The sequence below is a fragment of the Frigidibacter sp. RF13 genome (assembly GCF_026626305.1).
Lineage (GTDB): Bacteria > Pseudomonadota > Alphaproteobacteria > Rhodobacterales > Rhodobacteraceae > TMP-24.
Map to the genome: position 1 here is coordinate 154,957 of NZ_JAPNUE010000004.1, position 25,177 is coordinate 180,133.

General features: G+C 64.5%; 25 protein-coding genes. 18 read left to right on the plus strand and 7 right to left on the minus strand.

Features of this window, described 5'->3' with window-relative positions:
• Window positions 1-107: 107 nt before the first annotated feature.
• The 3 genes from OU426_RS10645 to OU426_RS10655 all read left to right on the plus strand — a co-directional run bounded on the left by OU426_RS10645 (window position 108) and on the right by OU426_RS10655 (window position 2,766).
• Window positions 108-332 carry a YjiS-like domain-containing protein gene (locus tag OU426_RS10645; protein WP_267633963.1) on the plus strand — a complete coding sequence of 75 codons (225 nt, stop codon included), beginning with the start codon at window positions 108-110 and terminating at the stop codon, window positions 330-332.
• A 113-nt stretch (window positions 333-445) separates the two neighbouring features.
• The gene (locus tag OU426_RS10650) at window positions 446-1,168 is read left to right on the plus strand and encodes a Bax inhibitor-1/YccA family protein (RefSeq protein ID WP_267633964.1); all 723 of its coding nucleotides are present in this window, start codon (window positions 446-448) and stop codon (window positions 1,166-1,168) included.
• A 200-nt stretch (window positions 1,169-1,368) separates the two neighbouring features.
• Window positions 1,369-2,766, plus strand: a complete 1,398-nt coding sequence (locus OU426_RS10655) for an arylsulfotransferase family protein (RefSeq protein ID WP_267633965.1) — start codon at window positions 1,369-1,371, stop codon at window positions 2,764-2,766.
• Window positions 2,767-2,841: 75 nt separating this feature from the next.
• Here OU426_RS10655 and rpmG read toward each other — a convergent pair whose 3' ends face one another.
• Window positions 2,842-3,009, minus strand: coding sequence for a 50S ribosomal protein L33 (gene rpmG, locus OU426_RS10660; protein WP_023666545.1), 168 nt, complete (start codon window positions 3,007-3,009; stop codon window positions 2,842-2,844).
• 242 nt (window positions 3,010-3,251) lie between these two features.
• Between rpmG and OU426_RS10665 the strand changes: the two genes are divergently transcribed.
• Both OU426_RS10665 and OU426_RS10670 read left to right on the plus strand, forming a co-directional pair.
• Window positions 3,252-4,592 carry an 8-oxoguanine deaminase gene (locus OU426_RS10665; protein WP_267633966.1) on the plus strand — a complete coding sequence of 447 codons (1,341 nt, stop codon included), beginning with the start codon at window positions 3,252-3,254 and terminating at the stop codon, window positions 4,590-4,592.
• 76 nt (window positions 4,593-4,668) lie between these two features.
• Window positions 4,669-5,910 (plus strand): flavin monoamine oxidase family protein, encoded by a 1,242-nt coding sequence (locus tag OU426_RS10670; protein ID WP_267633967.1) that lies wholly within the window; start codon window positions 4,669-4,671, stop codon window positions 5,908-5,910.
• Window positions 5,911-5,990: 80 nt separating this feature from the next.
• Here OU426_RS10670 and guaD read toward each other — a convergent pair whose 3' ends face one another.
• On the minus strand, window positions 5,991-7,283 hold the full coding sequence (guaD, locus tag OU426_RS10675; RefSeq protein WP_267633968.1) for a guanine deaminase: 1,293 nt from the start codon (window positions 7,281-7,283) through the stop codon (window positions 5,991-5,993).
• Between the two features lie 127 nt (window positions 7,284-7,410).
• Between guaD and mgtE the strand changes: the two genes are divergently transcribed.
• Together mgtE and OU426_RS10685 are read left to right on the plus strand one after the other, a co-directional pair.
• Complete coding sequence (gene mgtE, locus OU426_RS10680; RefSeq protein WP_267633969.1) at window positions 7,411-8,808, plus strand: magnesium transporter; 1,398 nt, start codon at window positions 7,411-7,413, stop codon at window positions 8,806-8,808.
• Complete coding sequence (locus tag OU426_RS10685) at window positions 8,805-9,371, plus strand: 5-formyltetrahydrofolate cyclo-ligase (protein WP_267633970.1); 567 nt, start codon at window positions 8,805-8,807, stop codon at window positions 9,369-9,371. The genes mgtE and OU426_RS10685 overlap by 4 nt, the downstream gene beginning before the upstream one ends.
• Window positions 9,372-9,425: 54 nt before the next feature.
• Here the strand turns inward: OU426_RS10685 and OU426_RS10690 are convergent, their stop codons facing one another.
• Window positions 9,426-10,052 carry a hypothetical protein gene (locus tag OU426_RS10690; RefSeq protein ID WP_267633971.1) on the minus strand — a complete coding sequence of 209 codons (627 nt, stop codon included), beginning with the start codon at window positions 10,050-10,052 and terminating at the stop codon, window positions 9,426-9,428.
• A gap of 171 nt (window positions 10,053-10,223) precedes the next feature.
• Between OU426_RS10690 and OU426_RS10695 the strand changes: the two genes are divergently transcribed.
• From OU426_RS10695 to OU426_RS10710, 4 genes are all read left to right on the plus strand, one after another.
• Entirely contained in the window at window positions 10,224-11,039 is an 816-nt protein-coding gene (locus OU426_RS10695) for a TIGR00282 family metallophosphoesterase (protein WP_267633972.1), read from the plus strand.
• Window positions 11,040-11,193: 154 nt separating this feature from the next.
• Window positions 11,194-12,978, plus strand: coding sequence for an SLC13 family permease (locus tag OU426_RS10700; RefSeq protein ID WP_267633973.1), 1,785 nt, complete (start codon window positions 11,194-11,196; stop codon window positions 12,976-12,978).
• Window positions 12,979-12,982: 4 nt separating this feature from the next.
• Window positions 12,983-13,321 (plus strand): hypothetical protein, encoded by a 339-nt coding sequence (locus OU426_RS10705; protein WP_267633974.1) that lies wholly within the window; start codon window positions 12,983-12,985, stop codon window positions 13,319-13,321.
• A gap of 72 nt (window positions 13,322-13,393) precedes the next feature.
• Window positions 13,394-14,134, plus strand: a complete 741-nt coding sequence (locus OU426_RS10710) for a YebC/PmpR family DNA-binding transcriptional regulator (RefSeq protein ID WP_267633975.1) — start codon at window positions 13,394-13,396, stop codon at window positions 14,132-14,134.
• A gap of 106 nt (window positions 14,135-14,240) precedes the next feature.
• Here OU426_RS10710 and OU426_RS10715 read toward each other — a convergent pair whose 3' ends face one another.
• Complete coding sequence (locus OU426_RS10715) at window positions 14,241-15,122, minus strand: LysR family transcriptional regulator ArgP (RefSeq protein ID WP_267633976.1); 882 nt, start codon at window positions 15,120-15,122, stop codon at window positions 14,241-14,243.
• Window positions 15,123-15,214: 92 nt separating this feature from the next.
• On the opposite strand from OU426_RS10715, the gene OU426_RS10720 reads away from it, so the two are divergent.
• From OU426_RS10720 to OU426_RS10730, 3 genes are read left to right on the plus strand one after another with little or no spacing between them, the layout of a single operon-like run.
• Complete coding sequence (locus tag OU426_RS10720; RefSeq protein ID WP_267633977.1) at window positions 15,215-15,613, plus strand: ACT domain-containing protein; 399 nt, start codon at window positions 15,215-15,217, stop codon at window positions 15,611-15,613.
• Window positions 15,606-16,208, plus strand: coding sequence for a LysE/ArgO family amino acid transporter (locus tag OU426_RS10725; protein ID WP_267633978.1), 603 nt, complete (start codon window positions 15,606-15,608; stop codon window positions 16,206-16,208). Before OU426_RS10720 ends, OU426_RS10725 begins: the two co-directional genes overlap by 8 nt.
• A 56-nt stretch (window positions 16,209-16,264) precedes the next feature.
• Window positions 16,265-17,170, plus strand: a complete 906-nt coding sequence (locus OU426_RS10730; protein ID WP_267633979.1) for a DMT family transporter — start codon at window positions 16,265-16,267, stop codon at window positions 17,168-17,170.
• 3 nt (window positions 17,171-17,173) lie between these two features.
• On the opposite strand, the gene choV is transcribed toward OU426_RS10730, so the two are convergent.
• The 3 genes from choV to choX all read right to left on the minus strand — a co-directional run bounded on the left by choV (window position 17,174) and on the right by choX (window position 20,090).
• On the minus strand, window positions 17,174-18,226 hold the full coding sequence (gene choV, locus OU426_RS10735) for a choline ABC transporter ATP-binding protein (RefSeq protein ID WP_267633980.1): 1,053 nt from the start codon (window positions 18,224-18,226) through the stop codon (window positions 17,174-17,176).
• The gene (gene choW, locus OU426_RS10740; RefSeq protein WP_267633981.1) at window positions 18,226-19,074 is read right to left on the minus strand and encodes a choline ABC transporter permease subunit; all 849 of its coding nucleotides are present in this window, start codon (window positions 19,072-19,074) and stop codon (window positions 18,226-18,228) included. Before choW ends, choV begins: the two co-directional genes overlap by 1 nt.
• An 89-nt stretch (window positions 19,075-19,163) precedes the next feature.
• Entirely contained in the window at window positions 19,164-20,090 is a 927-nt protein-coding gene (choX, locus tag OU426_RS10745) for a choline ABC transporter substrate-binding protein (protein ID WP_267633982.1), read from the minus strand.
• A gap of 289 nt (window positions 20,091-20,379) precedes the next feature.
• On the opposite strand from choX, the gene betI reads away from it, so the two are divergent.
• The 4 genes from betI to betA are packed head-to-tail and all read left to right on the plus strand — an operon-like array spanning window position 20,380 to window position 25,071.
• Window positions 20,380-20,964 carry a choline-binding transcriptional repressor BetI gene (betI, locus tag OU426_RS10750; RefSeq protein ID WP_267633983.1) on the plus strand — a complete coding sequence of 195 codons (585 nt, stop codon included), beginning with the start codon at window positions 20,380-20,382 and terminating at the stop codon, window positions 20,962-20,964.
• On the plus strand, window positions 20,961-22,415 hold the full coding sequence (gene betB / locus OU426_RS10755) for a betaine-aldehyde dehydrogenase (RefSeq protein WP_267633984.1): 1,455 nt from the start codon (window positions 20,961-20,963) through the stop codon (window positions 22,413-22,415). The genes betI and betB overlap by 4 nt, the downstream gene beginning before the upstream one ends.
• The gene (locus OU426_RS10760; protein ID WP_267633985.1) at window positions 22,415-23,425 is read left to right on the plus strand and encodes a pyridoxal-phosphate dependent enzyme; all 1,011 of its coding nucleotides are present in this window, start codon (window positions 22,415-22,417) and stop codon (window positions 23,423-23,425) included. The genes betB and OU426_RS10760 overlap by 1 nt, the downstream gene beginning before the upstream one ends.
• Window positions 23,422-25,071 carry a choline dehydrogenase gene (gene betA, locus OU426_RS10765; RefSeq protein WP_267633986.1) on the plus strand — a complete coding sequence of 550 codons (1,650 nt, stop codon included), beginning with the start codon at window positions 23,422-23,424 and terminating at the stop codon, window positions 25,069-25,071. The genes OU426_RS10760 and betA overlap by 4 nt, the downstream gene beginning before the upstream one ends.
• Window positions 25,072-25,177: the final 106 nt, after the last annotated feature.

Consider the following 25,177-nt stretch of genomic DNA (forward strand, 5'->3'; position numbering starts at 1 on the left):
ATCGAAAGTAAATTCATGGGTGGAATGTATGGCATCTGCAGGTGAACATCAACAGATTTGATCCACGACACGATCTTGATCAGCTGATGACATGAAAGGAGACTGAAATGCCTGACCATACTTCCTACCTCGCGCGTCTTCCGGACTTTCTGGTGCTGACCCCACGCCGCATGGCGCGCGCTCTAGCCCGTGCGATCGCACTGTCCCGCCAACGCCGGGTGCTGAAGGATCTGGAAGCTCACAGGCTCGCCGATCTGGGCCTTGATCCCAATGTGGTGGCACGCGAAGTGGCGCGCCGGGCATGGGATGCGCCGGACCACTGGCAGAAATAGGTCCGCAACCGCAGTCGGAAATCCTTGAAATCACGCGGGACGCGCCCAATATGGAAGGGCAACCCCGCGCGTCTTCGTCGTCGCGGGCAAGAAACGGTTCCGAGGAGGGAAAGATGGCCGACTACCAGACCATCAACTACGGCCGCAGCGCCACCAGCGCCGCCGCCATCGACGAGGGCCTGAAGGCCCATATGAACAAGGTCTACGGGCTGATGTCCGTGGCCATGGTGCTGACCGGGCTTGTCGCCTGGGCGGTTGGCACGAACGAGCAGCTTCTGATGGCGATCTTCGGCTCGCCCCTGAAATGGGTGGTGATGTTCGCGCCGCTTGCCGTGGTCTTTGCCTTCGGCGCGACGCTGCACCGCATGTCGTCGGCCACCGCACAATTGGTGTTCTATGGCTTCGCGGCACTCATGGGTCTTTCGATCAGCTATATCTTCGCCGTCTATACCGGCGTGTCGATCGCACAGACCTTCCTCGTCACCGCGATCGCGTTCGCCGGCCTGTCGCTTTACGGCTACACGACCAAGCGTGACCTGTCGGGCTTCGGCACCTTCCTGATGATGGGCCTGATCGGCCTGATCGTCGCCTCGCTGGTGAACCTGTTCCTCGCCTCGGGCGCGCTCGCCTTTGCGATTTCGGTTGTGGGCGTCCTGATCTTCGCGGGCCTCACCGCCTTCGATACCCAAGCGATCAAGAATACCTATATCGCCCATGCGCAGTCGGGCGATCAGGAATGGCTCGCGAAGTCGGCGATCATGGGGGCGCTGAACCTCTATCTCGACTTCCTGAACATGTTCATGTTCCTCCTGCAGTTTCTCGGCAACCGGGAATAACCCCGCAGCCCATCGATCAAGACCAGCGCCGGGCTTTTGCCCGGCGTTTTCGTTTCGGATGACGGGCCTTGTCAGGGATGTCGTCGTCCTGTCTTGTGAAATGGTAAACAATCGGGCTGTCGCGCTTGACGAGGCGAGTGAGCGGGAGAACGGTCGGATATTCGCCGATGCGTGCGCGGCGCCTACTGGGGGGGGCGATCTTGGAAAGATTTCTGTTCGGAAAGGTTCCGGCCTGGGTGGTATTGCTGCTTGCTCTTGTCGGGGCGGGCGCTGCGATTTTTGCCGCAGATATTGCAGTACGTGAGGGCGCAGCCCGTGCGACTTTTCATCCCAGCAAGTCGCGTGTCCGCGCTGCGGCCTACTCGGTCGCGAGCTTTCCCTCCACGATGCGCGAGGTTCTGTTTCCGGAAGCCGAGCCCCGTGGCGCGGATCAGGGCCATCGGCTGGCTGCTCGCCCGGCGGGCTGGACGGTTTACGGCAAGGGCGCCCCGCCGCCCGGCTATCTTCTCTTGTCGCGCATCGACGGGGATGCAGACAAATCGGTGGTCGAGCTTGTGGACCTGAAGGACTTCTCGGTCCTTTACCGCTGGGAACCGGTTCCGGAACTGCTGATGGAAGGCGCGCCGACGGTTTCCAAGATCGTGCCCTATACCCAGTGGGCCAACCGGCGCTATCGCGCGCTGCATCCTCTTCTCATGCCTGACGGGTCTTTGGTGTTCGGCGGGCAGTTCTCTCCGCTCTTCCGGCTGTCAGCTTGCGGCGACATGGTCTGGCGGCAAGATAGCGTGACCTTCCATCATTCGGTGACGGTCGATGCCGAGGGCGGCTTCTGGGGTCCGACCTTCATCGAGCCGTCGCAGGTTTCGACATTGGAGACTTTCCGGGAGGATGCGCTGACCCGTGTTGATGCGAACGGCCAGATCACGATGCAGCGTTCGCTGGCCGACATCCTGATCCGGCACGGTCATTCCTATATCATATACCAGTATTTCAATGACGATCCGCTGCATACCAATGATATCGAACCGGTGTTCGAAGATGGTCCCTACTGGAAGAAGGGCGATCTGTTCGTCTCGATGCGCCATCCCTCGGTCGCGATGCTTTACCGGCCCTCGACCGACGAGATTGTCTGGTTCAAGCAGGGGCCGTGGCTGGGCCAGCATGACATCGACATCATCGACGATCATACGATCGCGATCTTCAACAACAATTACGGCGATCGGGGCCGGGGCGGCGAGATCTTCGGCAATACGGATGTGATGTTTTACGATTTTGCTACCGACCAGGTGACGCGCCCTTACGAAAAGGCGATGGGCGCGGATCTCGGCGATGTCCCGGTGCTGGCGGTTTCGAACGGCCTGATGGATTTCGCGCCCTCGGGCCATATGTTTGTCGAGGAGGATACGTCAGGGCGCATCCTTGTCTATGCTCCCGATCGCACGCTTTGGGCCGAATATATCAACCGCTCGGCCAAGGGCGTTCCCTTCCGCATGTCCTGGAGCCGCTATGTCCCGGCCGACACGGCCGATGCGGCGTTGCAGGCAATCTCGGCGTGCGACGGCCGCAAGTCGGTGCTGATCGGCGGTTCCGGCAACTGAGAAACGGCCGCGTGCCTCAAAGTCAAAGGGCCGCACCTTTCGGTGCGGCCCTATCAGTTTCGTCAGGCGGCGATCTTACTTGATCTTGCCTTCCTTGTATTCGACATGCTCCCGCTTCACGGGATCGTATTTCTTCACGACCATCTTTTCGGTCATGGTGCGGGCATTCTTCTTGGTCACATAGAAGTGCCCGGTGCCCGCCGTCGAGTTCAGACGGATCTTGATCGTCGTCGGCTTCGCCATTTCTTGTCTCCATAGTCCCGGGGGGCCCAAACAGAACGGACGGCCGCCGGTGAAATCCTTGAAGCCCGCCTTTTACGGATGCGCCGGGCAGAGTCAACAGCCAAACGACGCAGAGATGCACCGCGCGGAGCTTTGACGCAACGGCTCTGCTCAGGTATCAAGGCCGGGCGTCCGAGTCCTTCAGCTCCCTTCTGTCGGCCGCATCCCGATGACACCGAAGGGGGTGTTGGAAAGGGATAGGGATGCAAGGATTCCTGATCAGGAACGCCGATTGGGTCGTGACCATGGACGGGTCGCGGCGGGAACTCGCGGGCGCTGATATCATCGTGCGCTGCGGCAAGATCGTTTCGGTGGGGCAGGGGCTCCACGCCCCGGCGGCCGAGGTGATCGACGCACGGGGCTGTGTGGTGACCCCGGGCCTCGTGAACACCCACCACCACCTCTACCAGTCGATGACGCGGGCGGTGCCCGGCGGGCAGGATGCGCTTCTCTTCGGCTGGCTGAAGACGCTCTACCCGATCTGGGGGCGCATGGGGTCAGAGGAATTGCGGGTGTCCGCACTGACCGGTCTGGCGGAACTGGCGCTGTCGGGCTGTACGCTGACCTCCGACCACCTCTACCTCTTCCCGAACGGCGGCACGCTCGACGATACGATTGACGCGGCGCGCGAGATCGGGCTGAGGTTTCACCCGACGCGCGGCGCCATGTCGATCGGCGAAAGCGCGGGCGGGTTGCCGCCCGATGCGCTGGTCGAAGGGGAAGAGGCGATCTTGCGTGACATGGTGCGTGTCGTGGACCGGTTCCACGATCCGGCCGAAGGCGCGATGGTGCGCGTGGGCCTCGCGCCCTGCTCGCCCTTTTCTGTCAGTCGCGACCTGATGCGTGAAGCCGCGATCCTTGCCCGTGACAAGGGCGTGATGCTGCACACGCATCTGGCCGAGAATGACGAGGATATTGCCTATTCTCTCGCGAACTTCGGCTGCCGGCCCGGTCAGTATGCCGAAGACCTCGGCTGGACCGGCGACGATGTCTGGCACGCCCACTGCGTGAAGCTCGATACCTCCGAGATCGGATTGTTCGCCCGCACGCGTACCGGCGTTGCCCATTGCCCCTGTTCGAACTGCCGTCTCGGATCAGGGATCGCACCAGTCCGTGCGATGCGTGACGCAGGGGTCAAGGTCGGGCTTGGCGTCGACGGCTCGGCCTCGAACGACGCGGGCAATCTGGTGACCGAGGCGCGGATGGCGATGCTGCTGCAGCGCGTTGCCAATGGCGCCGACGCGGTGAGCGCGCGCGAGGCGTTGGAGATTGCGACCCTCGGCGGCGCGCAGGTGCTGGGGCGGACTGACTGCGGATCGTTGGAGCCCGGCAAGCGGGCCGACATCGCCATCTGGGACATGCGCGGCATCGAGGCAGCGGGCGCCTGGGACCCGGTCGCGGCCTTGATGCTCTGCGGCCCCACCCGGGTCCGGCACCTGCTGGTCGATGGGCGCCAGGTGGTGCGCGAGGGCCGGGTGACGACCATCGACCTGCCGCGCGTGATCGAGGATCAGAACCGAATGGCACGGCGCCTCGCGGGCTGAGCGGCCGGTCTGACCCGCCTGAGCTTGCTTCACGGCGACGCATCGCGCAGGCTGCCTGTCAAAGGCAGGTGCAGTCATGGACACGGACGTAGTTGTTGTCGGCGCGGGCGCCGCTGGAATTGGGGCGGGGCTGGAGCTTCAGTCCCGCGGCCGGTCCTTCGTGATACTGGAGGCCGCGGACCGGATCGGGGGGCGGGCCTTCACCGACGCCCAGTCTCTGCCCGGTGCATGGGATCACGGCTGCCACTGGCTGCACAGCGCCGACATCAATCCTTTGGTCCCCTGGGCCGACCGGTTCGGCGCCGATGTCGGGCGCGAGCAGGTGGCCTTCTCGACCGCGCAATGGCGCGGCGGGCGCTGGCTGGACGCGGCCGAGGAGGCGGCGGCGGACCTCCAGCTCGAAGAGGGGTTCGCGGCGGTCTATGCGGCGGGGACGGAGTCCCCCGACCGGTCGCTTGGCGAGGCACTTGCCGCGCGGGGCATGGAGGATCCGTTCCTGCGCTCGGTCATGACCTATATGGCCTGCGACGATCCGGAACAGGTCTCGGCGCAGGGCTATGCGGCCTATGAGGATACTGGCGTGAACTGGCCCGTCCGCTCCGGCCTCGGCGCGCTGATCGCGCGCATGGCTGAAGGGCTGCCGGTCCGGCTGAACGCGCCCGTCACCGCCATCGCCGAGCGGCCCGGCGGGGTCAGGGTCGAGGGGCCGGGCGGCGCGATCGATGCACGGGCGGCGATCGTCACCGTTTCGACCAATGTACTTCTGTCGGGCGCAATCTCGCTTCCCAAGGGCCCGGCGCGCGATCTGCTGGACGAGATGGCCCATGTGCCGTGCGGCAGCTATGAGAAGGTGGCGCTGGCGCTTGATCGTCTGCCGGAAGAGCTGATCGGGCGCACGGGTCTTGCCGTCGACATGGGCGCGGACCGGTTTCTGCCCTGGGTTCAGGTGGTCGAGGGAGCAGCGCCGATGCTAATCCTGCATCTGGCCGGAAGCCATGTGCGCGATCTTGTGGCGGCGGGCGAAGCTGCGATGAAGGATGAGGCGCGCAGCGCGCTTGAACGGGCCTTCGGCTCCACTATCCGCGAGCGGATCACCGGCGCGGCGGTGACGGGCTGGCAGTCAAACCCACTCACCCGCGGCGCCTATAGCTATGCTGTGTCGGGCAAGGCGTCGTCGCGCGCCCGGATGATCGCCGCCGACACCGGCCGCATCGCCTTTGCAGGCGAAGCCTTCTCGCCGCGCGCGCAGGCGACGGCCCATGGCGCCTATCAGAGCGGGCGGGATGTCGCCGCTCGGCTGCTTGCAATGTTAGGCTGACGGCTCGTGGCAGAACGCTTGGCCGCGCATCGCACCCTTGCGCCTGTTCATCGCGGTAGGGTCGTCAGCGATGAAGCCTGTCAGGGCTGAAGAGCGGCTGGTTTGCCGCCCACCCAGACGGCCTTTGTCGACCGGTCGTCACCCATCATGATCGTCGGGAAGAGGGCTTCCCAGATGTCCTTAGCGCGCGCGGAACGCTGCGATATGGCCGGCGTCGAGGCAAGGTCGATCACCACGATGTCGGCTTCCATCCCCTGTGCGAGATTGCCGATCAGGTGATCGGCCCTGAGCGCGCGGGCAGAGCCTTGCGTGGCCAGCCACCAGAGTTGCGATGGGTGCAGCGGCGTGCCGCGCAGCTGGCCCACTTCATAGGCAGCGGCCATGGTCCGCAGCATCGAGAATGATGACCCGCCGCCGGTGTCGGTGGCGAGCCCGACGCGGATGCCCTTCTGCGCCATGGCCATGGTCGGGAAGAGGCCCGAGCCGATGAAGGTGTTCGAGGTCGGACAATGGACAAGCGCCGCGCCGGTTTCGCGGATGCGGGCGATCTCTCGCTCGGTGAGATAAATCGCATGGCCGAAGAGCGCGCCTTCGCGCAAAAGTCCCTGCACCTCGTATGTGTCGAGATAATCGCGTGACTGGGGGAAGAGTGACTTGACCCACTCGACCTCGTCGGTCTGTTCGCTGAGGTGGGTCTGCATCAGGCAGTCGGGATATTCGCGCCAGAGCGCGCCCATAGCCATCAACTGTTCGGGTGTCGAGGTGGGCGAGAAGCGGGGCGTGATGACATAGGACAGCCGGTCCTGCCCGTGCCATTTCTCCAGAAGCGCCTTGCTTTGGTCATAGCCGGTCTGCGGTGTGTCACGCAGCCCTTCGGGCGCGTTCCGGTCCATGCAGGTCTTGCCCGCATAGGCGCGCAGGCCCCGCGCCTGGGCCGTTTCAAAGAAGGCGTCCACGCTTTCGGGATGGATGGTCGCATAGGAGCAGACCGTCGTCGTGCCGTTGGCGAGCGTCAGGTCGAAATAGCGGTTCGCGATCTCGGACGCGTAGGCTTTGTCGGCGAACTTCATCTCTTCGGGGAAGGTGTAGCTGTTCAGCCAGTCGATCAGCCGTTTGCCCCAGGAGGCGATCATCGCGGTCTGGGGGTAGTGAACATGAGCATCGACGAACCCTGCCGAGATCAGCGCCTGACCGTAATCATGGACACGCGCCTCAGGGTGGCTGCGGCGCAGATCGTCTGCCTCGCCGACTGCGATGATCTTGCCGGCATCGACCAGAACGCCTCCGCGCGCCGAATGGCGTGCGGCCTCCGGCCCCTCGGTCATCGGATCGCCCGCGAAGGCAAGTGTCTGTCCCAGCAGAAGATCGGCCATTCCCAGCCCTTTGCATTTCCGTTGCTTTCGCAGTCTAAGGCCAAGCCGGGCCTGAGGGAATCCGCCCTTTGCCCCTGTTTCTTTGAAAGTGCTTCCGATAAGGTCGCGGTAATTCGGCGGGGGATGGATGAGCCTGGACGAGCATCAGAAAGGCCCGGCGGTCGAGGACCGCGAGGAGGAGGATTATGCGCTCGACCCCGAGACGGTCGAGGCGATCCTTGATGCGGTCGAGGCGGGTGATGCGGCGGCCATCGAAGGGCTGATGGAACCCCTGCATGCCGCCGATATTGCTGACCTTTTTGAACAGATCGGGTCTGGCGAACGGGCGCAGCTTCTGTCGCTCTGGTCGCGTGGCATCGACGGCGAGATCCTGTCGGAGCTTGACGAGGCGATCCGTGAGGAAGTGATCGCGGCCCTGCCGCACGAGGTCCTGACCGAGGCGGTCCGCGAACTCGACAGCGACGATGTCGTCGACCTGATCGAGGATCTGGAAGAGCCGCAGCAGGAACGCATTCTCGAGGCGCTGGAAGACAGCGACCGGGCGGCGGTCGAGCAATCACTGACCTATCCGGAATATTCTGCCGGCCGCCTCATGCAGCGCGAGGTGGTGACCGCGCCCGAGGACTGGACGGTCGGCCAGGCCATCGACTTCCTGCGCGGCGAGGCGGAACTGCCGGACCAGTTCTATCATGTGATCCTCGTCGATCCTCGCTGGCATCCGACCGGCTATGTGACGCTCGGCAAGATCCTGTCGTCGAAACGTGCGACGCCGATGAAGGAGATTGTCGAGGACAGTTTCCGCACCATTTCGGTGATGGAGGACGAGGGCGACGTCGCCTATGCCTTCAATCAGTATCACCTGATCTCGGCGCCGGTCGTTGATGAGCATGAACGGCTGGTCGGCGTCATCACCATCGACGATGCGATGGCGGTTCTGGACGAGGAGCACGAGGAAGATGTGCTGCTCTTGGCTGGCGTGGGCGAGGAAAGCTCGATCTCGGACGGCGTGGTCGAGACCTTGCGCCAGCGGGTGCCCTGGCTTCTGATCAACCTTCTGACCGCCAACATTGCCGCCCTCGTCATCGCGCAGTTTTCCGGAACGATCGAGGCCTTGGTGGCGCTTGCCGCGCTGATGCCGGTCGTGGCCTCGATGGGCGGCACGGCGGCAACCCAGTCGCTGACCGTCGCGGTTCGGGCACTGGCGACCAAGGACCTTACCGGTGCCAATGCCGCACGCGTCGTCCGGCGCGAGGCGGTCGTGGGCATGCTGAACGGCCTCATTTTCGCGGGCGTGATGGGTGTGGTCGGCTATGCGATCTATGGATCGTGGATGCTGGGCGGTGTTGTCGGTGCCGCGATGATCATCAATCAGCTGGTCGCGGCGCTTGCGGGCGTTCTTGTGCCGCTTACGCTTGAGAAGTTTGATTTCGATCCTGCTTTGGCATCGGGGACATTCGTGACCACCACGACGGATGTCGTGGGGTTCTTCACCTTCCTCGGACTGGCGAGCCTGATCCTGCTATGACTCTGACGGACATCAAGACAGCCGCGCGAAACGAGGCTTTCGCGCGGCGCAAGGTCGCCTTCGCGGCGCGGTTGCCTAGCGATGCGGTCCTTCTGACCGATGTGCTTCAGGCCCATCGCGGCAAGGTACTGTCGGGTTACATGCCGATGCGGACCGAAATCGACTGCCTGCCCGCCATGTCCGCCCATCACGCAGCGGGCGGACGGGTCGCGGTGCCGGTCATCCCCGGTGCGGCGCAGCCCTTGCGCTTCCACCAATGGACCCCCGGCGCCCGCATGGTCGAAGGGGCCTTCAAGGCGCTGATCCCGGAGGGCGGGGTGGAACTCGTTCCCGCAGTGCTGATCGTGCCCCTCCTGGCCTTCGACCGGCGCGGCTACCGGCTGGGCTATGGCGGTGGTTTCTACGACCGGACGCTGGAAGGACTGCGCGCGCGCGGTCCTGTCACCGCCATCGGCTTCGCTTTCGCGGCGCAGGAGGTGGGCGTGGTGCCGACCGAGCCGACGGATCAAAAGCTCGACCTGATCGTGACCGAGACCGAAGTCATCGCCGTGACTGGCGGCTGACCAATCTGCGATGACGCCTGCGAGGGCAGAAGAGCGGCCGGGACCTGCTCGCCGTCAGGCACGGCGGCGGAGCCGCAGCGCGCCGAGGCCGAACCCGGCCGCGACGAGCATGAGGCCCGACGCGGGCAGCGGCACCGCCGAAGGTCCGTTCAGCGTCACATAATCAAGGTCCAGATGCCCGCAGGGCGCGCCACAGGAGGCACTGTTGGTTGGATAGATCAGCTCGATCCGCAACGAGGTAAGGCCCGAGAAGGCGGGTCCCAGCGTGAAGGTCTGGGTCGCACCGAAGACGTCGCTCAGGATGAAGCCCGCCATGCTGACGACCGACGATCCGTTGAAGCCGGTGACGATCAGATTGTCCGACAGTGGCCCGGGAGGGTCCCAGAAATCGTAACCGAGCGACGTGAGCGAGAACTCCACCGCATCGAAGAGGCCGCCCATCGTGAAGTCGATCCCGTAGGCAAGGCCGGTACCGGAATCATCGAGATGGGCAAAACCGGGAGTACCCTCATAAGCAAGGGCGCCGCCGAGCGCGGTCGCGACGATACCGTTTTCGCTGTAACTGCCGAGCTGCGCGCCCTCGTCGGGCAATGTAACGAAATTCATCGTCGCGGCCGAAGCGCCAAGCGCGCTCATCGCAACAAACAGACCAGCCTGAACAAGGCGTCCCACAGCGCTCATTACCCCTCCCACCGGGCCCTTGGCCCGCAACAACCCAATCGTAGGCTAGGCGGCGGCGAAACCTCGCGTCAACCTTTTTGCAATCGACAGGCGAAATCCCGCCAGAGACCGTGCTTTTCGCGCCGGTTTCGGGGGCTTGCGCTGGCCCGGTTGGACGCATAGGCAGGACATATGCGCATTCTGTTTCTTGGCGATGTGATGGGCCGGACCGGCCGCAAGGCGATCACCGATCGGCTGCCCGGCCTGCGCTCCGACTGGCGGCTCGATTTCGTGGTGGTGAATGGCGAGAATGCGACCGGCGGTGCCGGGATCACGCCCGACCATGCCAAGAGCCTACTGGCGGCGGGCGTGGATTGTCTGACCCTTGGTGATCACGCGTTCGATCAGAAGGACATGCTGTCCTACATCGAAAGCGAGCCGCGCATACTCCGGCCCCTGAACTACGCCAAGAACGCGCCCGGGCGCGGCGCGCGGCTGTTCGATGCGCCGGGCGGGCGCAAGGTACTTGTGGCGCAGGCGCTGGGGCAGGTCTTCATGAAACGGCCCTTCGACGATCCCTTCTCGGCCATCGATACCGTGCTGAAGGCCCATCCTCTGGGCGGGCTTGCGCAGGCGGTGGTGATCGACATCCATGCCGAAGCCACAAGCGAGAAGATGGGTATGGGCCATTGGTGCGACGGGCGGGCAAGCCTTGTGGTCGGCACCCACACCCATGTGCCGACCGCCGACGCACAGATCCTCACCAGCGGTACCGCCTATCTGACCGATGCCGGCATGTGCGGCGACTACGATTCGGTCATCGGCATGCAGAAGCTGGAGCCGATGCGGCGCTTCGTGACCGGCATGGGCAAGGAGCGCTTCACTCCGGCCGAGGGCGAGGCGACGCTTTCGGGCGTTTTCGTCGAAACGGACGACCGTTCCGGCAAAGCCACCAAGGTCAGGATGATCCGTTTGGGCGGGCGTCTCTCGCCCGCGATGCCGGACTGAGAATCCCCGGGATTGCCGGACTATCGTTGCGCCGGATCTGCGCCGCGCAGTCCGCTAAAGCCTTGTGACAGGCTCAGAAAGCTTGATCGGGGGCGCCGGGCGTGCGATGGCTCGGCCCGATGGGGCCCGCAAGCGGCTCCGCGCTGGGGATAGAATGCTGCCTTTCGAATTTCTGGACACGGTGCAGGCCTGGCTCGCGCTCGGGATCGTCGCGGTGATGTTCGCGCTCTTCCTCAGCGAGAAGTTCGCGCCAGAAGTGGTGGCGATGGCGGGGGCGGCGCTGATGATCGTCCTCGGCATCCTGCCGATCGACGAGGCGACGAAAACCCTGTCGAATTCCGCGCCCTGGACCATCGCCTTCATGTTCATGCTCATGGGGGCGCTGATGCGCACCGGTGCGCTTCAGGCGATCACCAATATCGCCGAGCGCCATGTCGAGGATCATCCGGCACGGACCATCGTCCTCCTCTATCTCGTAGTGATCGTCGGCTCGGCCTTCATGAACAACACTCCCGTGGTGGCGGTGATGATCCCGATCTTCATGCAGGTGGCAAAGAAGCTCGGGGTTTCGCCCTCGCGCTTCCTGATGCCGCTATCCTATTTCACTGTGCTCGGCGGCATGATCACCCTCATCGGCACATCGACCAACATCCTTGTGGACGGCGTTGTGCAGAAGCAGGGGATGACCCCCTTCTCGATATTCGAGATCGCGCCGGTGGGTCTGGCTGTAACGCTGGTCGGCGCGATTTTCATGGCAATTTTCGCCCGGCGGCTGGTGCCTGAGCGGCAGTCGATGGGGGTTCTTCTCGGCGACCGGCGCAAGGTGAAGTTCTTCACCGAGGTCGCGGTGCCGGAAGAGTCCGGTCTGATCGGGCGGCGGGTCACCGAGGTCGAGATATTCAAGCGCGACGGCGTGCGGCTTGTGGACGTGCTGAGGGGCGATGCTTCGCTGAGGCGCGACCTTGCATCGGTTGACCTCCGCGAGGGCGACCGGGTGGTCCTGCGCACCGAAATGGCCGAGCTTCTGCATCTTCAGCAGCGCAAGGATGTACGACTGGTCGACAAGCTGTCGTCGGTCGAGACCGAGACGGTCGAGGTGCTGATCACGCCCGGTTGCCGGCTGATCGGCCGCACGCTGGGCGAGTTGCGCCTGCGCCGCCGCTACGGCGTCTATGTGCTCGCTGTCCACCGCCGCAACCAGAATATCGGCCGCCAGCTTGACGATCTGATGGTGCAGGTGGGTGACACGCTCCTCTTGGAAGGCGCGGCGGAAGATATCCAGAGACTGGCGAGCGACGTGGACCTTGTCGATGTGTCGAAACCTTCGGCCAAACCCTACCGGCGCAGCCACATGCCACTGGCCATCGGCGGGCTGGCGGCGGTCGTTGCGCTTGCCGCCCTGGATGTCGCGCCGATCCTCGTATTGGCGATGCTCGCCGTGACCTTCCTTCTGGTCACGCGCGCGGTTGATCCCGACGAGGCGCTGCACGCCATCGATGGGCGGCTTCTGGCGATGATCTTTGGCATGCTCGCGGTGGGCGAGGGGCTGGACAGTTCCGGCGCGGTCCGGCTGATCGTCGATGCGATCTCGCCCCATATCCAGCATCTGCCGCCGCTCGCCACGTTGGCGATTGTCTATTTCCTGGGCCTGCTCCTGACTGAGTTCCTGTCAAACAATGCGGTCGCCGTGATCTTTACGCCGATCGCGATGCATCTCGCGCTGACGCTCGGGCTTGACCCGCGGCCCTTCGCCGTCGCCGTGATGTTCTCGGCTTCGGTGGCGTTCGCGACGCCGATCGGTTATCAGACCCATATGATGGTCTACGGGCCGGGCGGCTACAAGTTCACAGACTTCCTGCGGATGGGCATACCGCTCGATATTGTGACAGGGATCACGGCGATCCTGATGATCGCCTGGGTCTGGCCTTTGCAGGGGTAGTGACATGCGGATCGCATTCGCCTTTCTTCTCTCGCTCATTGCGCTTCCGGCCAGTGCGACGCCGGTGCCGGAGCGGGTTTGGCTGGGGGGCGAGCGGTTGACGGTCTATTTTCCGAACGGCGTGACCTGCCGCGCCGACGTTGGCCAGACCGGTGGCGCGGGACGGCTGGAAGGCTGCCCGCATGCCGCTGACTGGCAGGTCGTGGTCCGCAAGCGCAATTATCTCGAGCCTCTGCTCGGTGCCGCCGTCTCGCCCTATGCGGTGGTGACGATCACCGATGGGCGTGGCCGGGTGACCCGGTTCCGCACGCCGCCGTCGCTCGGGCGCGACGACAGGCACTGACTGCCCCGGGGTTGCGGGTTGCAGGGCGCCTGCCTATAGAGGCGCCAAACCAGCTATCTGTCGGAGAAGGTCATGGCAGGCCATTCCAAATGGGCCAATATCCAGCATCGCAAGGGCAAGCAGGATGCGGCGCGCTCGAAGATGTTCTCGAAACTGGCAAAGGAGATCACCGTCTCCGCCAAGATGGGCGACCCTGACCCAGAGAAGAACCCGCGCCTGAGGCTGGCGGTGAAGGCGGCGAAAGCCCAGTCGATGCCGAAGGACGTGATCGAGCGGGCGATCAAGAAGTCCATGGGCGGCGATGCGGCAGATTACACCGAGATCCGCTATGAGGGCTATGGCGTGAACGGGATCGCGATCATCGTCGAGGCGATGACGGATAACCTCAACCGAACCGCCTCGAACGTGCGGTCCTATTTCACCAAATGCGGTGGCAACCTTGGCCAGACCGGCTCGGTTTCCCATTCCTTCGACCGTGTGGGGGAAGTCAGCTTCAAACCCGAGGCGGGCGATGCCGATACGGTGATGATGGCGGCGCTCGATGCAGGCGCCAATGACGTCGAGAGCGATGAAGAGGGCCACTGGATCTATTGCGACGCCGATGCGCTCAGCGACGTGACCGAGGTGCTGGAAAAGGCGCTGGGCGAGAGCGAGGAGGCCAAGCTCGTCTGGAAGCCGCAGTCACGGACCGAGGTCGATCTGGAGACGGCCGAGAAGCTGATGAAGCTGATCGATCTTCTGGAAGAGGACGATGACGTCCAGACCGTGACCCATAATTTCGACGTGCCCGACGAGGTCGCCGCAGCGCTTTGAGATGTCGTCCGGGCTTCGCCCGGCCGACCCGTGCGAGGGGGCGCTGCCCCCTCGCGCTCCCCCGGAGTATTTCGGGACAGAACGTGGGACGAGGATTTTCGGCGGCTCAGGCCGGGGTTAGGGCGGCTTTGGCGGCCCGGCGGACGGCTGCTGTAAGCGGCGCGAGGAGCGTCGCATGCAGGCGGCTCACCTGCCAGTGGAGAGGCGTCAGAAGCGGGTGGTCCGGGGCAAGATCGACGAGGGCTCCGCGGGCGAGGTGGTCTGCGATCAGATGTTCGGGGTTCATGCCCCAGCCGAGGCCGAGGAGAGCGGCTTCGACAAAGGCGTGGCTCGAGGCGATGTGATGTGTGGGGAGGGTGACCGGCCTGCCGGTGAGCGCCTGTGCCCAGTCGGCCTGTAGCCGGTCTTTGCTGTTGAAGGTGAGCGCGGGGGCGCGGGAGAGCGTGTCGGCGGTTATTCCGCCCGGAAACCAGCAGTCGCGGAAAGCCGGGGCGCAGGTGGCGCGGTAGGCGAGCGCGCCGATTGCATGCGCGGTGGCGCCCTGCACCGGGTTGGAGGCAGCGGTGAGCGCGGCGGCAACCTCGCCGCGCCTGAGAAGTTCCGCCGAATGGTCCTGATCGTCGATCACCAGATCGAAGAGCAGATCGGGTGTCGCCGCCAGCGCGGGCAGGACCCAGGTGGCGAGGCTGTCGGCATTGACGGCGATCCGCACGGTTGGTCTGGTGCGGTCGCCGCCGAGACCGAGGTCGCGCATCAGCGTGTTTTCGAGAAGCGCCAGATCGTCGGCATGGCGGGCGAGCCTTTGGCCCGCCTCGGTTGCCTGCGCGGGCTGGGTGCGCAGCACCAGGATCGTGCCAAGCCTTTCTTCGAGCGCGCGCAGGCGCTGCGAGATCGCCGAGGGCGTCACATTCAGCGCCCGTGCCGCGCCTTCAAAAGAGCCGGTGCGCAGGATCGCGGCGAGGGTGGCGAGTTGGTCGGGATCAATCATTAGAGCTGCTTAACAGATGTTATTTAAATTAAGTAGTACTGAGCTTATCCTGGCCCTATTCCGTCGGGCATCAAGCAAGAGAGGGGCGAAGGATGAAATGCGAAACATCCCTGGAGCGGCTGTTGAGCGGGATGCGCCCGGTGCTGCATGCAGAGGAATATGGCTATGGGCAGCTCGCACCCGACACGCCGTTGCCAGCGGGACTGGTGCCCTTTGCAACGGTGGCGGAGGAGGAAGGGCTGACCATCGTCGCGCCGGTTGCCGATCTGGTCCGGCATGATATCCGCCATGAAGCCGGCTGGGCGCGGATATCGCTGAGCGTCCATTCCGACCTTTCGGCTGTCGGCCTGACGGCTGCCTTTGCCTCCGCGCTCGCGCGTGAGGGCATCAGCGCCAATGTCGTGGCGGGCCTCTTTCACGACCATCTTTTCCTGCAATGGGACAGGCGCGACGACGCGATGGCCGCGCTCGTGGCCTTGAGCCATGATTGAGGCGGCTTTCGCCGGGTTCCGGCTGGGGCTTGGCCTAATCCTCGCCATCGGGGCGCAGAATGCCATGGTTCTGCGGCAGGGCCTGAGGCGCGAACATGTGTTCGCGGTTTGCCTGTTTTGCGCCGCTTCGGACGCCGCTCTGATAGCGGCGGGCGTTTCGGGCTTTTCCTTCGCCTCGGCACGGCTGCCATGGCTCGCGCCTGCGTTGCGCTGGAGCGGGGTTGCCTTTCTTCTGTGGTACGGCGCGCGGTCCTTCTGGGCAGCGTTCCGGGGCGGGGAAGCCTTGCGCGCGGCCGAAGGCGCGCCGCCGCCGCTGGGCCGTGTGCTGGCAATGATCGCGGCGGTCACCTGGCTCAATCCGCATGTCTATCTCGATACGGTGGTGCTGATCGGCTCCATCGCCGCGCAATATCCCGGTCGGACGCTGGCCTTCGGCCTCGGCGCGGCGGCCTCGTCCTTCGCCTTTTTCTTCTCGCTCGGTTACGGGGCGCGGCTTCTGGCGCCGGTCTTCGCGCGCCCGCGCGCCTGGGTGGTGCTCGATCTTTTCGTGGGGGCGCTGATGTGGTCGCTCGCCTGGGGGATCGCCTTCGGCTGAGCTTGTGTTCCCGCGCCTGATCTGGTCTGGCTCGGCCGGACGAGCAGGGTGGTCGGATGACGATAGCGGAAAGACAGGCGCCTCTGGCGGGTATCCTCTGGATGGTGCTGAGCGGGCTGAGCTTTGTTGCGGTCAACGGCACCGTCCATCATCTGGGTACGGCACTGCCTTCGGCGGAAAGCGCCTTCATCCGTTTTCTCTACGGGCTGGTTTTTCTGGCGGTACCGCTCTGGCGCGTCCTGCGGGCGGGATTGCCCAAGGGGGCGCTGAGGATGATCGCCCTGCGCGGTGGCCTGCATACGGTGGCTGTCATCCTGTGGTTCTATGCCATGGCGCGCATTCCGATCGCCGATGTGACGGCGATCGGTTATCTGAGCCCGATCGTGGTGACGGCGGGGGCGGCGCTGCTGCTGGGCGAGCCGATCGCCGCGCGGCGGATCATGGCGATAGCCGTCGCACTCGTCGGGGCGCTGATCGTGCTCAGGCCGGGGCTGCGCGAGCTTGCGCCCGGCCACCTGGCGCAGGTGGGGGCCGCCACTTTCTTCGGCCTGTCCTACATTGTCGCCAAGCGGCTTTCGGCGGTTTTGCCCGCCGGGGCGCTGGTGGCGCTTCTGTCAGTGTCGGTCGCGCTTGGCCTTGCGCCCTTTGCTCTTTGGGCCTGGGTCACGCCGACACTCGCTCAGTTGGCCGCGCTGGCGGTCGTGGCCTTGTTCGCGACGCTCGGCCATTATTTCATGGCCCGCGCCTTCGCCGTGGCGCCGGTCAGTGTCACGCAGCCGGTGATATTCCTTCAACTCGTTTGGGCGACGCTTCTGGGTTTCTTCGCTTTCGGCGAGCGGGTTGACCCGTATGTGCTTCTCGGCGGGGCGATCATCATCGGCGCGATCAGCTACATGAGCTGGCGCGAGGCGCAAATTGCACGGGCGGGCGTGACCCCGCCCGCCGGTGCCGAAAGGGTCTGACTCTCAACCGCGCGGGTCGAGGAGCCGGGCGATTACCGTCTTGCGCGACACCTGGCCCACGACCTTGCCGTGATCTGTCACCTCAAGCGCGCGCGTTTCGTCCTTCAGCCGCGCCATCACATCCTTGATCGGCGTGTCGATGTCGCACTGTCCGGTCGTGGGCGTGCTGTTCGGCGTGGGTTCGATCGCGTCGCGTGCGGTCAGCACCGAGAGCGGGTTCATGTGATTGACGAAATCCGCCACATAGTCCGAGACCGGATTGGCGATGATCTCGCGCGCGGTGCCGCATTGCACGATCCGCCCTCCCTCCATCAGCGCGATCCGGTTGCCGATCTTGAAGGCCTCGTCCAGATCGTGGCTGACGAAGATGATCGTGCGGTGGAGTTTCGCCTGCAACTCCAGAAGCTCGTCTTGCAGACGGGTGCGGATCAGCGGATCGAGGGCGGAGAAAGGCTCGTCCATCAAGAGGATCGGCGCATCGGTGACGAAGGCGCGGGCGAGGCCCACGCGCTGCTGCATGCCGCCGGAAAGTTCGCCCACCTTAGCGTCGGCCCGTTCGGAAAGGCCGACGAGGGCAAGTTGCTGGTCGACCCGTTCCCGCATCTGGGAAGGCGTCTGGCCTGCAAGCTCCAGCCCCAGGCCGACGTTTTCCCGAACCGTTCGCCACGGCAACAGGCCGAACTGCTGGAAGACCATTGCCACGCATTCGCGCCGGACTTTCAGCAGGTCCTCACGGTTGGCGCCACCGACCTCGCAGCTCCAGTCGCCGTCATGGACGGTCACTGCGCCCCGACAGACCGGGTTCAACCCGTTGACCGCGCGCAGGAGCGTCGACTTGCCTGAGCCGGAAAGGCCCATCAGCACGAGAATCTCGCCGCGCGCCACGGTCAGCGAACAATCGTGAACGCCAAGGATCTGGCCGGTCGCTTTCTGTATCTCCGACCGGCTCATGCCCTTGTCCATCAGGGGCAGGGCCTTACCGGGCTCATTGCCGAAGACGATGTTGACCTTGTTGAATTCGACCGCGATCTCGGGTGTTTGCAGGTCCTTGGCCATCACGCATTCCCCTTGCGCAGCATCCGGTCGAGCACGATGGCCACGACCACGATCACAAAGCCCGATTCAAAGCCGAGCGCGGTATTGACGGAATTGAGCGCGCGGACAACCGGCACGCCAAGGCCGTTTGCGCCGACGAGCGCGGCAATCACGACCATCGAGAGCGAGAGCATGATGGTCTGGTTCAGCCCGGCCATGATCTGCGGGAAAGCGTAGGGCAGTTCGGCCTTCCACAAAACCTGGCGCTTGGTGGCCCCGAAGGCGGTCAGCGCCTCGGTGAGCGCGGCGGGTGTGTTCGAGACGCCGAGATGGGTCAGGCGGATCGGGGCGGGCAGCACGAAGATCACGGTCGCGATCAGGCCCGGCACCATGCCGAGGCCGAAGAAGACGATCGCGGGGATCAGATAGACGAAGGTCGGCAGCGTCTGCATCAGGTCGAGGATCGGCTGCATCGCCGTATAGAGCCTCGGCCGGTGGGCGGCAGCAATGCCGATCGGCACGCCAAGTCCCATGCAGACGACGCAGGAGGCGAGGATCAGCGTGAGGCTCTCGGCGGTTTCGTCCCAGTAGCCCTGATTGAGGATGAAGAGGAAACCGAAGAGGACGAACAGGCAGATCTTCCAGTTGCGCTGCAGATACCAGGTGAGCGCGACAGCGAGCGCCACGATGATCAGCGGATGCGGCGTTTCAAGGCACCAGAGGATGCCCTTGATCAGCAGTTCCATCGTGTCCGCGAGGAAATCGAAGAACCAGCTGAAATTCTCCTTCAGCCAGTCGAATGCCGTCTTCGATATCTTGCCGACCGGAAGTTTGTAGTCGGCCAGCCACAGCTGTTCGAGCCAGTCCATCGCGCTCCCCTTCGCTTTGTTGGCGTTTGAAAGGCGGCAGCGAAGCTTCGCTGCCGCCGGGCATCTGATTGATCAGGGGCCGAGGCCACTTATTGCAGCGCCGCCGTCACCGCTGCCATCGCATCGCCGCCGTCCTTGGTCGTCACGCCGTCGAGCCAGGGGCCAAGCACATCGGCATTGGCGCCGAGCCAGGCCTTGGCGGCATCCATCGGATCGGCGCCGTCATTGAGGATCGCGCCCATGATCTCGTTTTCCATGGCCAGCGTGAATTCGAGGTTCTGCAGAAGCTTGCCCTGGTTGGGGCATTCGGCCACATAGCCCGCGCGCACGTTCGTTGCCACTTCCGCCCCGCCGAAGTTCGGCCCGAAGATGTCGTCGCCGCCCGACAAATAGGTCATCTTGAAGTTGGCGTTCATCGGATGGGGTTCCCAGCCGAGGAAAACGATCGGTTTGCCGTCGCCGTTGTGCTTGGCCACTTCGGCCAGCATGCCCTGTTCCGAGCTTTCGATCACTTCGAACCCGTCGAGGTCGAACGTGTTCGCCGCGATCATGTCGATGATCAGGCGGTTGCCGTCATTGCCCGGCTCGATCCCGTAAATCTGGCCTTCCAGCGCATCCTTGTTGGCCGCGATCTTCGAGAAATCGTCGATCCCCAGCGCCGCGCCAGCCTCGTTGGTGGCAAGCGTGTATTTCGCGCCGACGAGATTAACGCGCACGGTTTCGACCGTGCCCGCATCGCGGTAGGGGGCGATGTCTGCCTCCATCGTCGGCATCCAGTTGCCAAGGAATACGTCGATATCGCCTTCGGCAAGGCCGGTATAGGTCACCGGCACCGACAGAACCTTGGTCTCGGTCTCGTAGCCGAGCGCTTCGAGAATCGTTGTTGTGACGGCGGTCGTAGCGGTGATGTCGGTCCAGCCGACATCCGAGAACACGACCTTGTCGCAGCCTTCCGCCGACGCCTGCGACGCGAATGCCAGCGCTGCGGACGCAAGCAGAATGGAACGAAGTTTCATGGCAGCCTCCCTAGTATTCTTGATTGATGAGTCAATTAACATCATCGTCCCTTACGTAAGCAAGAGGATTCTCGCGCGAGCGCATTTTCTTGCGCCGTGCAAGTCGCCCCCTGCGACAGCCCTGTGACAGCCGCCGTGACAGCCCCTGTGACAGAGTTGTGTCGGTGCTCAGGCTAGCGGAAGATCGGAAGGGTGCAAAGCCGGTTGACTCGGCCTGCCAGTTTTTTCTTGATTGACGAGTCAATAACCGCTCTTGTACTCGCATCCCCTCGTACCGAAAGGGCAGATCATGCCGAAAGTTGGAATGGAGCCGATTCGCAAGGCGGCGCTGGTGAAGGCCACGATCCTCGAGATCGGCCGCACCGGGTCGCTCGACGTCACGGTCAGCCAGATCGCCAAGCGCGCGGGCATGTCCTCGGCGCTGGCGCACCACTATTTCGGCTCGAAGGAACAGATATTCCTTGCCGCGATGCGCCATATCCTCAGCCTTTATGGCGCCGAGGTCCGGGGGGCGCTCGCCATGGCCGAGGGTCCGCGGGCGCGACTGACGGCGATTCTAAAGGCGAGCTTCACGGCCGTGAACTTCCGGCGCGAGGTGATCGGCGCCTGGCTGAATTTCTACGTCCTCGCCCAGACCGTGCCGGAAGCCAAGCGGCTGCTCCGGGTCTATCAGGCGCGGCTGCATACGAACCTTGTCTATGACCTCAGGCAGATCGTCGGCGACCGAGCCGAAGAGGTGGCGCGGGGGACCGCTGCGATGATCGATGGGGTCTATATCCGCGAGGCGCTGAAACAGCAGGCGACGCCCGATGGCGCGGCGGCGGCCGCAATGGCGCTCCAATATCTCACCTTGGAACTGGACCGGACAGAATGATCGCACAACCTCGGGCAAGCCACTTCGTCGACGGCGCCTACCTTGAAGACGCGGCGGGCGCCGCGATTGATGTGACCTTCCCGGCGACGGGAGAGGTGATCGCCCGCGTGCATGAGGCGACGCCTGCCGTAGTCGAAAAGGCACTCGCCTCGGCTGAACGCGCGCAGAAGGCCTGGGGCAGGATGAAGCCCGTCGAACGCGCGCGCATTCTCAGCCACGCGGCCGGGATCATCCGCGACCGCAATCAGGCGCTGTCAGAACTGGAAACGCTCGACACCGGCAAACCGATTCAGGAAACCACGGTGGCCGATGCAACGTCAGGCGCCGACGCGCTGGAGTATTTCGCGGGGCTGGCCCCGACCGTCACCGGTGAAACCGTGCCCCTGGGCCGCGATTTCCTTTATACGATTCGCGAACCCCTGGGCGTCTGCGTGGGGATCGGCGCCTGGAACTACCCGACCCAGATCGCCTGCTGGAAAGCGGCACCCGCACTGGCGCTGGGCAATGCGATGATCTTCAAACCGTCCGAAGTGACGCCGCTTTGCGCGTTGAAGATCGCCGAGATCTTCATCGAGGCGGGCCTGCCGCCCGGGCTGTTCAATGTGGTGCAGGGCAGGGGGACTGTGGGCGCCGCGCTTGTGACCGACCCGCGCGTGGCGAAGGTATCGCTCACTGGCTCGGTGCCTACCGGTCGCAAGGTCTATCAAATGGCGGCCGAGGGTATCCGCCATGTGACGATGGAGCTGGGCGGTAAGTCGCCCTTGATCGTCTTCGATGACGCCGACGTCGAGAATGCGGTGGGCGGCGCAATGCTGGGGAACTTCTATTCCTCGGGGCAGGTCTGTTCGAACGGTACCCGCGTCTTCGTGCAGAAAGGCATCAAGGATCGGTTCCTGAAGCGGCTGAAGGAACGGACCGAAGCGATCCGCCTTGGCGATCCGCGCGACCCGGAAACGCAGATGGGGCCGCTTGTCTCTGCTGCGCAGCTTGAGAAAGTTCTGGGCTATGTCGCGGCGGGCCAGGCCGAAGGCGCGCGTCTTCTAACCGGCGGTCACCGCGCCGGGCCGGGTAATGGCGCTTTCGTCGCGCCGACGGTCTTCGCCGATGTGACCGACGGGATGACCATCGCGCGGGAGGAGATTTTTGGGCCCGTCATGGCGGTTCTCGATTTCGAGACCGAGGAAGAGGTGATCGCACGGGCAAACGCCACCGAATTCGGCCTCGCCGCCGGGGTGTTCACCGCCGATCTCGCGCGTGGCCACCGGGTGGTGGCAGAGCTTCAGGCAGGCTCCTGCTGGATCAACGCCTATAATCTGACGCCGGTCGAGGGGCCGTTCGGCGGCGCAAAGCTGTCGGGTGTCGGGCGCGAGAATTCCAAGGCCGCCGTCGAGCATTACACGCAGGTGAAGTCGGTCTACGTGAACCTTGGCTCGGTCGAGGCGCCCTGGTAATGATCCCGACCCCCGCCGACATCGCCCGCGCCTATGCGCTGACCCGGCAGACCACGATCAGAACCCCGCTGATCGAGGTCCCGGCATTTGCCGAGGCATCTGGCGCGGCGCGGGTGTTCGTGAAGGCGGAAAGCCTGCAGAAAGCCGGATCCTTCAAGATCCGTGGCGCGACCTGGCGCCTGGCCCAGCTAAGTGAAATCGAGCGAAAGCAGGGCGTTATCGCCTTTTCCTCGGGCAATTTCGCGCAAGGCCTTGCAGCCGCGGGCCGGGCCGCGGGCGTGCCGGTCACCATCGTGATGCCGGAGGATGCGCCAGAGGTGAAGCGCCGCGCGACCGAAGGGTTTGGCGCGCGCGTGGTCCTGTCGCACCACGGCGATCGCCCGCGCGAGGAAGTGGCCTCCGCGCTTGCCCGGCAACTGGCCGGGGAACAGGGCCTGACGCTGCTTCACCCGTTCGACGACCCGGCTGTGGTCGCCGGACAGGCGGGGGTTGCCGTCGAGGCGCTGGAACAGATGGCAGAGGTATGCACGGCGCCCGACCTCGTGGCGGCGCCGACGGGTGGCGGCGGGCTGATCGCGGGCATTGCGCTTGCGGTGCGCGGTGCCTGCCCCGGGGCCGACATCTGGACGGTGGAGCCGGAGGGATTTGACGGCATGGGCCGGTCGCTGACGGCGGCTGCGGTCGGCCGGGTGGCGCCGGGCGCGCGCAGCATCTGCGATGCCCTGCAGGCGACCGCGCCCGGCGCATCCCCCTTCGCCGCTGCGCAATCCGCAGGCGTAAAGGGCTGCGCTGTTGATGACGCTTCCGTCAGCAGGGCGATGATCGCAGCCTTCGAACAGGCGAAGCTGGTGCTGGAACCGTCTGGTGCCGCATCCATCGCTGCGCTTCTCGCAGGTCAGTTGCCTGCAAAGGGCAAGACAGTCCTTCTCGTCGCCTCTGGCGGCAATATCGCCTTTGAAACGTTCGTCGCGCTCACCCGCGCGGCCCCGGAAGATGGAAGAGCAAGATGACGGCCGACTATGTGATCGTGGGGGCGGGGTCGGCAGGCTGCGCGATGGCCTACCGGCTGTCGGAAGCGGGCAAGCGCGTGATCGTCATCGAACATGGTGGCACCGATGCTGGGCCCTTCATCCAGATGCCGGCGGCACTCTCCTATCCAATGAACATGTCGATGTACGACTGGGGTTTCCGGACCGAGCCGGAGCCGCACCTCGGCGGCCGCACGCTTGCGACGCCGCGCGGCAAGGTGGTGGGCGGGTCGTCCTCGATCAACGGCATGGTCTTCGTGCGGGGGCACGCGAAGGATTTCGACCATTGGGCCGACCAGGGCGCGCAAGGCTGGTCCTATGCCGACGTGCTGCCCTACTTCCGGCGGATGGAGACCTGGCACGGCGGCGCCCCGAATGAGTTTCGCGGGACGAACGGGCCGCTGCACGTAACGCGCGGCCCGCGGTCCAACCCGCTGTTCCATGCCTTCGTCGAGGCCGGGCAGCAGGCAGGCTACGAGGTGACGGGCGACTATAACGGCGAGAAGCAGGAAGGCTTTGGGCCAATGGAGGCGACGATCTACAAGGGCCGGCGCTGGTCGGCGGCAAACGCCTACCTGAAACCGGCGCTGAAGCGCTCCAATTGCGAGTTGATCCGCGCCTTCGCCCGCAAGGTGGTGATCGAGAATGGCCGCGCCGTCGGTGTCGAGGTCGAACGCGGCGGGCAGGTCGAGGTGATCCGCGCGGGCGTCGAGGTCATTCTCGCCGCTTCCTCGATCAACACGCCGAAACTCCTGATGCTGTCGGGCATCGGCGGTGCCGCGCATCTCAAAGAGCACGGAATCGATGTGGTCGCCGACCGGCCGGGTGTCGGGGCGAATCTGCAGGATCACCTTGAAATCTATATGCAATTCGCCTCGAAACAGCCGATCACGCTCTACAAATACTGGAACCTCTGGGGCAAGGCGGTGATCGGGGCGCAGTGGCTCTTCACCGGCAAGGGGCTTGGCGCCTCGAACCAGTTCGAAAGCTGCGCCTTCATCCGGTCGGACAAGGGTGTCGATTATCCCGACATCCAGTATCACTTCCTGCCAATCGCCGTGCGCTATGACGGCAAGGTTGCGGCGGAGGGTCATGGTTTCCAGGCCCATGTCGGCCCGATGCGGTCGAAATCGCGTGGAGCGGTGACGCTGAAGTCTGCTGATCCGCGCGAAAGCCCGCGCATCTTCTTCAACTACATGTCGCATCCCGATGATTGGGCCGATTTCCGCAAATGCGTGCGGTTGACGCGCGAGATCTTCGGGCAGGCGGCGTTCGAGCCCTTCGTGAAACACGAAATTCAGCCGGGCGCAAAATACCAGTCGGATGAAGAGATAGACAGCTTCATCCGTGAACACGCCGAAAGCGCATACCACCCCTGCGGCACCGCCCGCATGGGCCGGCGTGACGACCCGATGGCGGTTGTCGACGCCGAATGCCGGGTGATCGGGGTCGAAGGCCTGCGGGTTGCCGACAGTTCGATCTTCCCGCGCGTGACGAACGGTAACCTGAACGCCCCATCGATCATGACGGGCGAAAAGGCTGCCGACCATATTCTTGGCAAGGGCATGCTGGCGCCCGCCAATTCCGCGCCCTGGCTGAACGGGCGCTGGGCCTCTGCCCAGAGGTAGCGCGGGGGCTGGTCCCTGAGGATATTTGTGCCTCATTGAAGTGCCATATATCATCTTGGCGCAAATACCTCGGGGGTCCGGGGGCAGAGCCCCCGGCCTGCATTAT

Coding starts and splice junctions, on each gene's coding strand:
- betB (WP_267633984.1), top strand. CDS start 20,961: ATGATCGCACAACCTCGGGCAAGCCACTTCGTCGACGGCGCCTACCTT.
- OU426_RS10695 (WP_267633972.1), top strand. CDS start 10,224: ATGCGCATTCTGTTTCTTGGCGATGTGATGGGCCGGACCGGCCGCAAG.
- rpmG (WP_023666545.1), bottom strand. CDS start 3,009: ATGGCGAAGCCGACGACGATCAAGATCCGTCTGAACTCGACGGCGGGC.
- betA (WP_267633986.1), top strand. CDS start 23,422: ATGACGGCCGACTATGTGATCGTGGGGGCGGGGTCGGCAGGCTGCGCG.
- OU426_RS10705 (WP_267633974.1), top strand. CDS start 12,983: ATGCGGATCGCATTCGCCTTTCTTCTCTCGCTCATTGCGCTTCCGGCC.
- OU426_RS10725 (WP_267633978.1), top strand. CDS start 15,606: ATGATTGAGGCGGCTTTCGCCGGGTTCCGGCTGGGGCTTGGCCTAATC.
- choX (WP_267633982.1), bottom strand. CDS start 20,090: ATGAAACTTCGTTCCATTCTGCTTGCGTCCGCAGCGCTGGCATTCGCG.
- OU426_RS10730 (WP_267633979.1), top strand. CDS start 16,265: ATGACGATAGCGGAAAGACAGGCGCCTCTGGCGGGTATCCTCTGGATG.
- OU426_RS10715 (WP_267633976.1), bottom strand. CDS start 15,122: ATGATTGATCCCGACCAACTCGCCACCCTCGCCGCGATCCTGCGCACC.
- betI (WP_267633983.1), top strand. CDS start 20,380: ATGCCGAAAGTTGGAATGGAGCCGATTCGCAAGGCGGCGCTGGTGAAG.
- OU426_RS10650 (WP_267633964.1), top strand. CDS start 446: ATGGCCGACTACCAGACCATCAACTACGGCCGCAGCGCCACCAGCGCC.
- OU426_RS10685 (WP_267633970.1), top strand. CDS start 8,805: ATGACTCTGACGGACATCAAGACAGCCGCGCGAAACGAGGCTTTCGCG.
- OU426_RS10670 (WP_267633967.1), top strand. CDS start 4,669: ATGGACACGGACGTAGTTGTTGTCGGCGCGGGCGCCGCTGGAATTGGG.
- OU426_RS10700 (WP_267633973.1), top strand. CDS start 11,194: ATGCTGCCTTTCGAATTTCTGGACACGGTGCAGGCCTGGCTCGCGCTC.
- OU426_RS10690 (WP_267633971.1), bottom strand. CDS start 10,052: ATGAGCGCTGTGGGACGCCTTGTTCAGGCTGGTCTGTTTGTTGCGATG.
- OU426_RS10645 (WP_267633963.1), top strand. CDS start 108: ATGCCTGACCATACTTCCTACCTCGCGCGTCTTCCGGACTTTCTGGTG.
- OU426_RS10760 (WP_267633985.1), top strand. CDS start 22,415: ATGATCCCGACCCCCGCCGACATCGCCCGCGCCTATGCGCTGACCCGG.
- OU426_RS10710 (WP_267633975.1), top strand. CDS start 13,394: ATGGCAGGCCATTCCAAATGGGCCAATATCCAGCATCGCAAGGGCAAG.
- mgtE (WP_267633969.1), top strand. CDS start 7,411: ATGAGCCTGGACGAGCATCAGAAAGGCCCGGCGGTCGAGGACCGCGAG.
- choV (WP_267633980.1), bottom strand. CDS start 18,226: ATGGCCAAGGACCTGCAAACACCCGAGATCGCGGTCGAATTCAACAAG.
- OU426_RS10720 (WP_267633977.1), top strand. CDS start 15,215: ATGAAATGCGAAACATCCCTGGAGCGGCTGTTGAGCGGGATGCGCCCG.
- choW (WP_267633981.1), bottom strand. CDS start 19,074: ATGGACTGGCTCGAACAGCTGTGGCTGGCCGACTACAAACTTCCGGTC.
- guaD (WP_267633968.1), bottom strand. CDS start 7,283: ATGGCCGATCTTCTGCTGGGACAGACACTTGCCTTCGCGGGCGATCCG.
- OU426_RS10665 (WP_267633966.1), top strand. CDS start 3,252: ATGCAAGGATTCCTGATCAGGAACGCCGATTGGGTCGTGACCATGGAC.